General features: G+C 42.8%; 9 protein-coding genes and 1 tRNA gene. All 10 read left to right on the plus strand.

Annotation, left to right across the window (positions count from 1 at the left end):
* On the plus strand, positions 1-104 hold a 104-nt coding region (locus IEV17_RS11720; protein ID WP_017284604.1), incomplete at its 5' end, for an EF-Tu C-terminal domain-related protein.
* 54 nt (positions 105-158) lie between these two features.
* Positions 159-234, plus strand: a tRNA-Trp gene (locus IEV17_RS11725).
* A gap of 76 nt (positions 235-310) precedes the next feature.
* Positions 311-751 carry a preprotein translocase subunit SecE gene (secE, locus tag IEV17_RS11730; RefSeq protein WP_004659360.1) on the plus strand — a complete coding sequence of 147 codons (441 nt, stop codon included), beginning with the start codon at positions 311-313 and terminating at the stop codon, positions 749-751.
* Positions 752-758: 7 nt separating this feature from the next.
* The gene (gene nusG, locus IEV17_RS11735; protein WP_004659359.1) at positions 759-1,292 is read left to right on the plus strand and encodes a transcription termination/antitermination protein NusG; all 534 of its coding nucleotides are present in this window, start codon (positions 759-761) and stop codon (positions 1,290-1,292) included.
* A gap of 112 nt (positions 1,293-1,404) precedes the next feature.
* Positions 1,405-1,833, plus strand: coding sequence for a 50S ribosomal protein L11 (rplK, locus tag IEV17_RS11740; RefSeq protein ID WP_004637639.1), 429 nt, complete (start codon positions 1,405-1,407; stop codon positions 1,831-1,833).
* 3 nt (positions 1,834-1,836) lie between these two features.
* Positions 1,837-2,532 (plus strand): 50S ribosomal protein L1, encoded by a 696-nt coding sequence (rplA, locus tag IEV17_RS11745; protein ID WP_004659356.1) that lies wholly within the window; start codon positions 1,837-1,839, stop codon positions 2,530-2,532.
* A gap of 246 nt (positions 2,533-2,778) precedes the next feature.
* A complete protein-coding gene (rplJ, locus tag IEV17_RS11750; protein WP_004659354.1) occupies positions 2,779-3,285 on the plus strand; it encodes a 50S ribosomal protein L10 in 507 nt (168 codons plus the stop codon).
* 48 nt (positions 3,286-3,333) lie between these two features.
* Entirely contained in the window at positions 3,334-3,699 is a 366-nt protein-coding gene (gene rplL, locus IEV17_RS11755) for a 50S ribosomal protein L7/L12 (RefSeq protein WP_004659350.1), read from the plus strand.
* A 309-nt stretch (positions 3,700-4,008) separates the two neighbouring features.
* Entirely contained in the window at positions 4,009-8,097 is a 4,089-nt protein-coding gene (gene rpoB / locus IEV17_RS11760) for a DNA-directed RNA polymerase subunit beta (RefSeq protein ID WP_004659349.1), read from the plus strand.
* 153 nt (positions 8,098-8,250) lie between these two features.
* Positions 8,251-12,444 carry a DNA-directed RNA polymerase subunit beta' gene (gene rpoC, locus IEV17_RS11765; RefSeq protein WP_004659346.1) on the plus strand — a complete coding sequence of 1,398 codons (4,194 nt, stop codon included), beginning with the start codon at positions 8,251-8,253 and terminating at the stop codon, positions 12,442-12,444.
* Positions 12,445-12,474 lie beyond the last annotated feature (30 nt).

Consider the following 12,474-nt stretch of genomic DNA (forward strand, 5'->3'; position numbering starts at 1 on the left):
TAGAGTTAATCCACCCGATCGCAATGGACCCAGGTCTACGTTTTGCGATCCGTGAAGGTGGTCGTACTGTAGGTGCTGGTGTTGTTGCTAAAGTAACTGCATAAGTCCAATATTGTATTACATTCAAATCGGAAGCTTCGGCTTTCGATTTGCTTAATAGGCTAGTAGTTCAATTGGTAGAGCGTCGGTCTCCAAAACCGAATGTTGGGGGTTCGAGTCCCTCCTGGCCTGCCACTTTTTTTAAATAAAAAAGCTTAATTCTGGCTAAGTTGTCATATAATAATTCGCGAATTCTACGACGAGTAAAAAAATGTCGAATGATAAATCGCGTGACGCATTAAGCGACGCGCCAATCCCTCAAAGAAATAATGCTGCAGAAGTTATAAATGCAAGTTCTCCACTTGATATTGTCTTGTGGTTAATTGCAATTGTTTTGTTAGTTGGTTCAGCATTGGTAAATCAACATTTACCAGCCTATTGGGCACCTGCAAATGATATTTGGGTGCGCGTTGGGGTAATTTTGGCTTGTGTCGTTGTCGCTTTAGGTTTATTATACGCCACCCATCAAGGCAAAGGCTTTGTGCGTTTGTTGCAAGATGCGCGAATTGAACTGCGTCGAGTGACCTGGCCAACAAAACAAGAGACGATCACGACATCGTGGCAAGTGCTTTTGGTTGTGGTTGTTGCATCATTGGTTTTATGGTGTTTCGATTACGGGTTAGGTTGGTTTATTAAGTTAATTATCGGGTAAGAGTGCGATGAAACGTTGGTATATTATTCATGCCTATTCAGGTTTTGAAAAACAAGTGATGCGTTCACTTAATGACCGAATCCAGCGCAGCACTGTTGCTGATAGTTTTGGTGAAGTCCTTGTTCCTACTGAAGAAGTAGTGGAAATGAAGGATGGTAAGAAGCGTAAGTCTGAGCGTAAATTCTTTCCTGGCTATGTATTAGTCGAAATGGAAATGAATGATGATACTTGGCACATCGTTAAAGAGTGTCCAAAGGTTCTAGGTTTTATTGGTGGTACACCAGAAAAACCAGCGCCAATTTCTCAACGTGAAGCTGATGCAATTCTTGCGCGTGTACGTAATACAGGTGAAGCACCTCGTCCTAAGACAATGTTTGAGCCTGGTGAAGAATTACTCGTAGTTGATGGTCCGTTCACTGACTTTAAAGGGGTCGTGGAGGAAGTACAATACGAAAAGTCACGTTTAACGTTGACGATTAATGTATTTAATCGACCAACGCAAGTTGAACTCGAGTTTCGACAAGTCGAAAAAACGATTTAATTTGAGTTGGTTGGTAAGCGCCCGATTTGATCGGGCATTGTTGTTCTAACACTTCGGTGTTGTTTAATTTTTTGGGGAGCCTGACGGCGTCTGTACCCAGAGGTAATTTTCAATGGCTAAGAAGATTGACGGCTATATCAAGCTGCAAGTTCCAGCTGGTAAAGCAAATCCATCTCCACCAATTGGTCCTGCTTTAGGTCAACGTGGTGTAAACATCATGGCATTCTGTAAAGAATTCAATGCTGCTACACAAAAACTTGAAGTTGGTTTGCCAATTCCTGTCGTGATCACTGTGTACAACGATAAGTCGTTCACATTCATCATGAAAACTCCACCTGCATCTATTCTTCTTAAGAAAGCTGCTGGTATTCAAAAGGGTTCTTCTGTACCTAACAAAACTAAAGTTGGTAAGTTGACTCGTGCTCAATTAGAAGAAATCGCGACTACTAAAGAACCAGACTTAACTGGTGCTGATTTAGACGCTCGTGTGCGTACCATCGCTGGTTCTGCACGTTCTATGGGCTTGGAAGTGGAGCTATAAGACATGGCAAAGTTAACTAAACGTCAAAAAGCCATTGCTGCTGCTGTAGAAGCAAACAAAGTTTATACTTTGGAAGAAGCAGTACAAGTTCTTAACAGCCTTCCAGCTGCGAAGTTCAAAGAATCATTAGACATCTCTGTAAACCTTGGTGTTGATCCACGTAAATCTGATCAGGTTGTTCGTGGTGCGACGACTTTACCTGCAGGTACAGGTAAAACTGTACGTGTAGCAGTATTTGCGCAAGGTGCTGCTGCTGAAGCTGCAAAAGAAGCTGGTGCAGATGTTGTTGGATTTGATGACCTTGCTGAAAGCATTCAAGGTGGAAATCTTGATTTCGACGTAGTTATTGCTGCTCCTGATGCAATGCGCGTTGTTGGTAAGTTAGGTACAATTCTTGGTCCACGTGGCTTAATGCCAAACCCTAAAGTGGGTACAGTGACTCCAGATGTTGCTAATGCAGTTAAAAATGCGAAATCTGGTCAGGCACGTTACCGTGTAGACAAGGGTGGTATCATCCATGCTGCAATCGGTCAACTTGGCTTTAGCGAAGAAGCTGTGCGTCAAAACGTTGAAACTTTAATTGCAGATTTAAAACGTTTAAAACCTGCAACTTCTAAAGGTGTATACGTTAAGAAGATCACTTTGAGCTCAACTATGGGTCCTGGTTTGATCGTTGACGTAAACAACGTTTCTAAGTAATTAGAAAGAATTTTGAAGCCTTAGATTTTTTCATTGGAAAAATCTAAGCAAACTTTGAATTGATAAATGAAGGTTTATCAGCGTCAAAGACCTCAGGCGAGGCAGGTTTTAGGATTTGCTTCTTAAAATACCAGTCTGAGTAGACGCGGTGGTGTGATTTGTTGCTCCTCCGCGTGTAAGTCGAAAGACTTACGAATTGGGAGTGTACCTATGTAGGTACATAAATCACCGTTAGGAGGTTTTACAATGGCTCTTCTTATCGAAGACAAAAAACAGATCGTTGCTGAAGTAACTGAAGTTGCTTCTACAGCGTTCGCTGCCGTTGTTGCTGACTACCAAGGTTTAACGGTTGAGCAATTAACTGCTCTTCGTGTTGAAGCTCGTAAACTAGGTGTTGCTACACGTGTTGTACGTAATACTTTAGCTAAACGTGCTCTTCAAGATACGCAATTCTCTATCTTGAATGACAATCTTGTTGGTCCAACAATCTTAGCATTCTCAACTTCTGAAGACGATATGGGTGCAGCTGCACGCTTGTTCGAAGAATTTGCTAAAACTAACAAAGCATTTGAATTAAAAGCTGCTGCATTTGACGGCAAACTTTATCAAGGTGAAGAAGTTAGTATTATTGCAAACCTTCCGAACCACGAAAAAGCGCTTACTATGCTTGCCTCTGTTCTTCAAGCTCCTATTTCGAAATTGGGTCGCTTACTTACAGCGCTCCAAGAGAAAAACGAGTCAGAAGCTGCTTAAGCTTAAATCTACTTTCACACCATTCAATATCCATTTGGAGTTATTCTCATGGCTTTAACAAACGAACAAATCTTAGACGCAGTTGCTGAATTAAAAGTTATCGAACTTGTTGACTTAATCAAAGCATTTGAAGAGCGTTTTAACGTATCTGCTGCTGCTGTAGCTGTAGCTGCTGGTCCTGCTGCTGCTGCGGTTGAAGAACAAACTGAATTCAACGTTGAGTTGACTTCTTTCGGTGCTAACAAAGTTGCTGTAATTAAAGCAGTTCGTGAAGCTACTGGCCTTGGTCTTAAAGAAGCTAAAGATCTTGTTGAAGGCGCTCCTGCAGTTCTTAAAGAAGGCGTTTCTAAAGAAGAAGGCGAAGAACTTAAGAAGAAGCTTGAAGAAGCTGGTGCTACAGTTACACTTAAGTAATGCTGTAGGGAGTCGATTTTTTCAAAATCGGCTCCAAAAAATGGCTGATGGCTCTTGGGTCATCAGCCTTTTTGCGTTACAATAATCGGCTCGTTTTTTGATAGTTTTACGTTTATTGTGCGTATTATTTAAACAAAATTCATGAAATCAAACGCTTACCAATATTTTTTTGCTTATAAAAATATTGTTAAGCGTTTTAATACCACTAAAAATTGCAGCATTTGTAAACAGTGGTGGCCATATCGGCCTGCGTAATTCCTTCTAGACCCGTTCTGCAGGCGGGTTTAGTTTACTTTCCGAGGACTCCAGATGGCATACTCATATACCGAAAAGAAACGGATCCGTAAGAATTTTGGTAAATTGCCCCACGTAATGGAAGCACCGTACTTACTGTCGATTCAGGTCGATTCGTACCGTACATTCTTACAAGGCGGTAAAACTCCAAAAAATCGCGAAGATATCGGTCTCCAAGCCGCATTTCGTTCAGTTTTTCCTATTGAAAGTTATTCTGGCAATGCTGCTTTAGAATTTGTTGAGTATAGTCTTGGTAAGCCTGAGTTTGACGTACGTGAATGTATTTTACGTGGTTCAACTTATGCAGCACCAATGCGCGTAAAAATTCGTTTGATCATTAAAGATCGTGAAACGAAATCAATTAAAGACGTTCGTGAACAAGAAGTTTACATGGGTGAAATGCCACTCATGACCGATAACGGTACTTTCGTTATCAACGGTACTGAGCGTGTCATCGTATCTCAATTACACCGTTCACCAGGTGTATTCTTTGACCATGACAAGGGTAAAACCCACTCAAGTGGTAAAGTGTTGTATTCAGCACGTATTATTCCTTACCGTGGTTCATGGTTAGATTTTGAATTTGATGCTAAAGATTTAGTATTCGTACGTATTGACCGTCGTCGTAAGCTGCTTGCAACGGTGATTCTACGTGCCTTGAATTACAGCAATGAACAAATCTTGAATTTGTTCTACGAAAAAGTACCTGTATATCTTGATATGGGTAGCTATCAAATTGATCTTGTTCCAGATCGCTTACGTGGTGAAATGGCACAATTTGATATCTTAGACAATGATGGTAAAGCGATCGTTGAACAAGGTAAACGTATTAATGCACGTCACGTACGTCAAATGGAAGCTGCGAACTTAGCCAAGCTTTCTGTACCTGATGAATATTTATATGAGCGTATTACAGCTGAAGATATCACACTGAAAAGTGGTGATGTGATTCCTGCGAATACCGTTCTTAGCCATGACATCATGGTGAAGATCGCTGAAGGTGGTGTTAAACAGTTTAACATCCTGTTTACGAACGACATCGATCGTGGTCCTTTCGTTGCAGATACATTGCGTGCGGATACAACAACAGGTCGTGAAGAAGCACTTGTTGAAATCTATAAAGTAATGCGTCCAGGTGAACCACCAACGAAAGAAGCTGCTGAAAACTTATTCAACAACTTATTCTTCTCTTCTGAGCGTTATGACCTTTCTCCAGTAGGTCGTATGAAGTTCAACCGTCGTTTGGGTCGTCCTTACGAAGTGGGTACAGACCAGAAGTCACGTGAAGTTGAAGGTATTCTGTCACACGACGATATTATTGATGTATTACGTACATTAGTAGAAATTCGTAACGGTAAAGGTGAAGTCGACGATATCGATCACTTGGGTAACCGTCGTGTACGTTCTGTGGGTGAAATGACAGAAAACCAATTCCGTGTTGGTTTAGTGCGTGTTGAACGTGCTGTTAAAGAGCGTTTAAGCCAAGCAGAAACAGATAACTTGTCTCCACAAGATTTAATCAACGCAAAACCAGTTGCTGCTGCAATCAAAGAATTCTTTGGTTCAAGCCAATTGTCTCAGTTCATGGACCAAAACAATCCATTGTCTGAGATTACACACAAACGTCGTGTATCTGCGCTTGGTCCTGGTGGTTTGACACGTGAACGTGCGGGTTTCGAAGTACGTGACGTACATCAAACTCACTACGGTCGTGTTTGTCCAATTGAAACGCCTGAAGGTCCAAACATTGGTTTGATCAACTCGCTTTCTGTCTATGCAAAAGCGAATGACTTTGGTTTCTTGGAAACACCATACCGCAAAGTTGTTGATGGTCGTGTGACTGATGAAGTTGAATACTTATCTGCAATTGAAGAAGTAGGTACTGTCATTGCGCAGGCCGATTCTGCAGTGGATAAAGATGGTACGTTAACTGAAGAAATGGTTTCTGTACGTCATCAAGGTGACTTCGTTCGTATGTCGCCTGAGCGTGTAACGCATATGGACGTTTCTGCGCAACAGGTTGTATCTGTGGCAGCGTCATTGATTCCATTCCTTGAACACGATGATGCGAACCGTGCATTGATGGGTTCAAACATGCAACGTCAGGCTGTTCCTACCTTGCGTGCTGACAAGCCGCTTGTTGGTACAGGTATGGAAGCAAACGTAGCACGTGACTCAGGTGTATGTGTGATTGCAGACCGTGGTGGTGCGATTGAATATGTAGATGCCTCTCGTATCGTTATTCGTGTCAACGAAGATGAAATGATTGCGGGTGAAGCAGGCGTAGATATTTATAACCTGATCAAATATACACGTTCAAACCAAAATACATGTATTAACCAAAATGTCATCGTGAACTTGGGCGACAAAGTTGCTCGTGGTGATATCTTGGCTGACGGTCCATCGACTGACATGGGTGAACTTGCGCTAGGTCAAAACATGCGTGTCGCGTTCATGACATGGAACGGTTATAACTATGAAGACTCGATCTTACTTTCTGAGCGTGTTCTTCAAGAAGACCGTTTAACCTCGATTCACATTCAAGAATTGTCATGTGTAGCACGTGATACTAAGTTAGGTGCAGAAGAAATTACTGCCGATATTCCTAACGTTGGTGAAGCTGCACTGTCTAAATTGGATGAGTCAGGTATTGTTTATATCGGTGCTGAAGTGACTGCAGGTGACATCCTTGTTGGTAAGGTAACACCTAAAGGTGAAACTCAGTTAACACCTGAAGAAAAATTACTTCGCGCAATCTTTGGTGAAAAAGCGGCTGACGTAAAAGACTCGTCTTTACGTGTTCCGTCTGGTACCAAAGGTACAGTGATTGACGTGCAAGTCTTCACACGTGATGGTTTAGAAAAAGATGAACGTGCTCAAGCAATTGAGAAAGCTCAGCTTGACGCATACCGTAAAGACTTGAAAGAAGAATACAAAATCTTCGAAGAAGCAGCACGTGAACGTATTGTTCGTTTGTTGAAAGGTCAAGAATCTAACGGTGGTGGTTCAACTAAACGCGGTGACAAACTTTCTGAAGACGTATTGTCTGGTTTAGAGCTGGTTGATTTACTTGAAATTCAGCCAAATGATGAAGCAATTGCTGAGCGTTTAACTCAAATTCAAGTGTTCTTGAAAGAGAAGAGTTACGAGATTGACGAGAAGTTTGCTGAGAAGAAGCGTAAACTTTCTACAGGTGATGAGTTAACAACTGGCGTATTGAAAGTTGTTAAGGTTTACCTTGCAGTTAAACGTCGTATCCAGCCTGGTGATAAGATGGCGGGTCGTCACGGTAACAAGGGTGTTGTATCAAACATCTTGCCAGTTGAAGACATGCCACATGATGCGAATGGTGTACCAGTCGACATCGTATTGAACCCACTAGGTGTACCGTCACGTATGAACGTGGGTCAGATTCTTGAGACTCACTTGGGTATGGCGGCGAAAGGTCTTGGCGATAAGATCGAAAAAATGTTGAAAGAACAACGTACAGTGATTGAACTGCGTGAATTCTTAGACAAGATTTATAACAAGGTCGGTGGTGAGCAGGAAGAGCTTGATAGCTTGACTGACGCAGAAATCTTGGCGCTTTCAGGTAACTTGCGTGCTGGTGTTCCATTAGCGACTCCTGTATTTGATGGTGCTGAAGAAAGCCAGATCAAAGACTTACTTGAGTTGGCAGACATTTCTCGTACAGGTCAAACAGTATTGTTTGATGGTCGTACAGGTGAACAGTTTGACCGTCCTGTAACTGTAGGTTACATGTACATGCTCAAATTGAACCACTTAGTTGATGACAAGATGCATGCGCGTTCAACAGGTTCTTACTCACTTGTGACTCAACAACCGCTTGGTGGTAAAGCACAATTCGGTGGTCAGCGTTTCGGTGAGATGGAAGTATGGGCACTTGAAGCATATGGTGCTGCATATACACTCCAAGAAATGCTTACAGTGAAGTCGGATGACGTCGAAGGTCGTACACGCATCTATAAGAATATTGTAGATGGAAACCATTATATGGATCCGGGTATGCCTGAATCGTTCAACGTATTGACCAAAGAGATCCGTTCTTTAGGTATCAACATTGAACTGAAAAATGGTGACTAAAAAATCTCCCCCAATCCCTCTTTAAGAAAGAGGGAAGAAAGGCTCCCTTTATAAAGGAGGCTTTAGGGGGATTCGAGATTCCCAAATTTCAGTAAAAACAATATTTGTGACCCAGTCGGAAGAGCGTAGCTCCCCGACACACGGAGAAAAAAATTGAAAGACTTGCTCGATATCATGCGTAAGAAAACGGATTCAGAAGGTCATGCACCTGTTGAATTTGACCGTATCCGTATTGGTCTTGCGTCACCAGAGATGATTAAGTCATGGTCTCACGGTGAAGTTAAAAAGCCTGAAACCATTAACTACCGTACTTTTAAACCTGAACGTGATGGTTTGTTCTGTGCCAAAATCTTTGGTCCAGTAAAAGATTATGAATGCTTGTGTGGTAAATACAAGCGTATGAAATATAAAGGCGTCATTTGTGAAAAATGTGGCGTTGAAGTAACGACTGCTAAAGTTCGTCGTGAACGTATGGGTCATATTGATCTTGCTTCTCCAGTTGCACACATCTGGTTCTTGAAATCATTACCGAGCCGTATCGGTTTACTGCTTGATATGACATTACGTGATATCGAACGTGTATTGTATTTCGAATCTTATGTTGTTACTGATCCTGGTATGACTCCGTTTGAAAAGTATCAACTTTTAACAGACGAAGAATACTACAATGCACTTGAAGAACACGGTGATGAATTCACTGCGAAAATGGGTGCAGAAGCAGTTCAGGATTTATTAAAAGATATCGATCTTGAAGCTGAGATTGCACGTTTACGTGAAGAAATTCCACAAACAACCTCTGAGACGAAACTTAAAAAAGCGTCTAAGCGTTTGAAGTTGATGGAAGCTTTCAAAGATTCGAACAACAAGCCTGAATGGATGGTGATGAATGTACTGCCAGTACTTCCACCAGACTTACGTCCGCTTGTACCACTTGAAGGTGGTCGTTTCGCGACTTCAGACTTGAACGATTTATATCGTCGTGTGATCAACCGTAACAACCGTTTGAAGCGTCTTCTTGACCTTGCTGCACCAGATATCATCGTACGTAACGAAAAACGTATGTTACAAGAGTCTGTTGATGCGTTGCTTGATAACGGTCGTCGTGGTCGTGCAATTACAGGTTCGAACAAACGTCCGTTGAAATCTTTGGCAGATATGATCAAAGGTAAACAAGGTCGTTTCCGTCAAAACTTACTTGGTAAGCGTGTTGACTATTCAGGTCGTTCGGTGATTACCGTTGGTCCTACTTTACGTCTTCACCAATGTGGTCTTCCGAAGAAGATGGCACTTGAACTCTTCAAGCCATTTATTTTCGCGAAACTACAAGCATCTGGCCAAGCAACAACCATTAAAGCTGCGAAGAAAATGGTTGAGCGCGAGACGCCGGAAGTTTGGGACGTTCTTGCTTCTGTAATTCGTCAACATCCAGTCATGTTGAACCGTGCGCCAACACTTCACCGTCTAGGTCTTCAAGCATTTGAACCTATTCTGATCGAAGGTAAGGCAATCCGTCTTCACCCACTCGTATGTGCTGCGTTTAACGCCGACTTCGATGGTGACCAAATGGCGGTACACGTTCCATTGACATTGGAAGCACAGTTAGAAGCACGTGCGTTGATGATGTCGACCAACAACATCTTGTCACCTGCAAACGGTGAGCCGATCATCGTTCCTTCTCAGGACGTGGTCTTGGGTCTTTACTACATCACTCGTGATGCGGTAAATGCCAAAGGTGAAGGCATGGTGTTTGCGGATACGCATGAAGTTAACCGTGCGTTAGCGACGGGTAAAGTTGCGATCCATGCACGCGTAAAAGTACGTGTACACCAAACTGTTATCGATGAAAACGGTAACCGTGAAAAGCAAACTATCATTGTTGACACAACACCTGGTCGTTGCTTGTTATGGGAAGTTGTTCCACAAGGTTTAAGCTTTGAATCGATCAACCTTGAGATGACCAAGAAAAACATCTCGAAGTTAATCAACTCTTGCTACCGTAAACTTGGTTTGAAAGATACAGTTATCTTCGCTGACCAATTGATGTATTTGGGCTTCCGTCAAGCGACGCGTTCAGGTGTATCTGTTGGTATGGAAGATATGTTAATTCCACCAACCAAGCATACGATTATCGATAAAGCTGAAACAGAAGTTCGTGAAATCGAACAACAGTTTGAGCAAGGTTTCGTAACTGCGGGTGAGCGTTATAACAAAGTTGTCGATATCTGGGCGCGTACAAACGACCAAGTAGCGAAAGCGATGATGGATAACTTGTCTTATACACTTGTGAAAAACAAACAAGGTGAAGACGAGAAACAGAAATCATTCAACTCGATTTACATGATGTCTGACTCGGGTGCCCGTGGTAGTGCGGCGCAGATTCGTCAGCTTGCGGGTATGCGTGGTTTGATGGCGAAGCCGGATGGCTCGATCATTGAGACCCCAATTAAAGCGAACTTCCGTGAAGGTTTGACGGTACTTCAGTACTTCATCTCGACACACGGTGCGCGTAAAGGTTTGGCCGATACCGCATTGAAAACTGCGAACTCGGGTTACTTGACACGTCGTCTTGTAGACGTAGCACAAGATTTAGTAATTACTGAGTCTGACTGTGGTACAGCGGGTGGCCTAGTGATGACACCATTCATTCAAGGTGGTGACGTTATTGAACCATTACGCGATCGCGTATTAGGTCGTGTAACTGCTGAAGATGTACGTCGTGCATCTGATGATGAAGTTGTACTTCCACGTGGTACGTTAATTGACGAGAAAATTGCTGCTCAGCTTGAAGAAGCGGGTGTCGATGAAGTGAAAGTACGTTCAGTTATCGCATGTGAATCAACATTCGGTGTATGTGCGCGTTGTTATGGTCGTGACCTTGCACGTGGTCACTTGGTGAACCCAGGTGAATCAGTGGGTGTAATGGCTGCACAATCAATTGGTGAGCCTGGTACACAGTTAACGATGCGTACCTTCCACGTGGGTGGTGCTGCAAGCCGAACGTCTGCTGCAAACAGTGTTCAAGTACGTAACAAAGGTACTGTACGTTTCCACAACGTGAAAACTGTACAACATGCCAAAGGTCACTTAGTGTCAGTTTCACGTTCAGGTGAAATTGGTATTGCGGATGATTTAGGTCGTGAGCGTGAGCGCTATAAACTTCCTTACGGTGCAAGCATCTTGTTGAAAGATGGCGAAGCTGTAGAAGCGGGCGGTATCGTAGCGACTTGGGATCCACATACACATCCATTGGTAACAGAAGTTGCTGGTAAAGCACGTTTCAGCCAGATCGCTGATGGCGTAACTGCAACATCTAAAACTGATGATGCAACTGGTATGACCACTGTTGAAATCTTGCCTGTAACAGCTCGTCCTGCTTCTGGTAAAGATTTACGTCCTGCAATTGTGTTGGATACAACAGATGGTGGCGAACAATTCTACTTCTTACCACAAAATACGATCGTAACCGTTCGTGATGGCGCAACGATTGGTGTGGGTGATGTACTTGGTCGTGTACCACAAGAAACTTCACGTACCCGTGATATTACCGGTGGTCTTCCACGCGTAGCTGACTTATTTGAAGCACGTAAACCGAAAGAACACGCGATTCTTGCAGAAGTATCAGGTGTTGTAAGCTTTGGTAAAGAGACTAAAGGTAAGAACCGTTTAGTGATTAGCCCTGATGATGGTTCTGAGATCTACGAAGAATTGATTCCAAAATGGCGTACCATTAACGTGTTCGAAGGTGAGCATGTGAACCGTGGTGAAACCATTTCTGATGGTCCACAAAACCCACATGACATCTTGCGTTTGAAAGGTGAAGTTGCATTAACCAACTACATCGTGAACGAAGTTCAAGACGTTTACCGTCTCCAAGGTGTAAAAATCAACGATAAGCACATTGAAGTTGTTGTACGTCAAATGTTGCGTAAAGTTGATATCACTGATGGCGGTGATACAAGCTTCATCAAAGGCGAGCAAGTGGATTACATCCGCGTTGTTCAAGAGAACCAAGCTGTCTTGGCTCAGAACAAGTTCCCAGCGAAGTTTGAACGTCAATTGATGGGTATCACCAAAGCGTCGCTTTCTACTGACTCATTCATTTCTGCTGCATCGTTCCAGGAAACAACACGCGTGTTAACTGAAGCTGCTGTAACAGGTAAAGAAGATGATTTACGTGGTTTGAAAGAAAACGTTGTTGTGGGTCGCTTGATCCCAGCGGGTACAGGTCTTGCATATCACTTAGAGCGTCGTCGTCAAGAGGCAGAAGCTGCTGAATTTGAACTTCATAACGATTTCAGTGAAGTTGACCAAGCATTTAGTCAAGCATTGAACTCAGACCAGTTCTAAGTCTTAACAAATTAAAAAAGGCACCTTTGG

Source organism: Acinetobacter modestus, assembly GCF_014636095.1.
GTDB lineage: Bacteria > Pseudomonadota > Gammaproteobacteria > Pseudomonadales > Moraxellaceae > Acinetobacter > Acinetobacter modestus.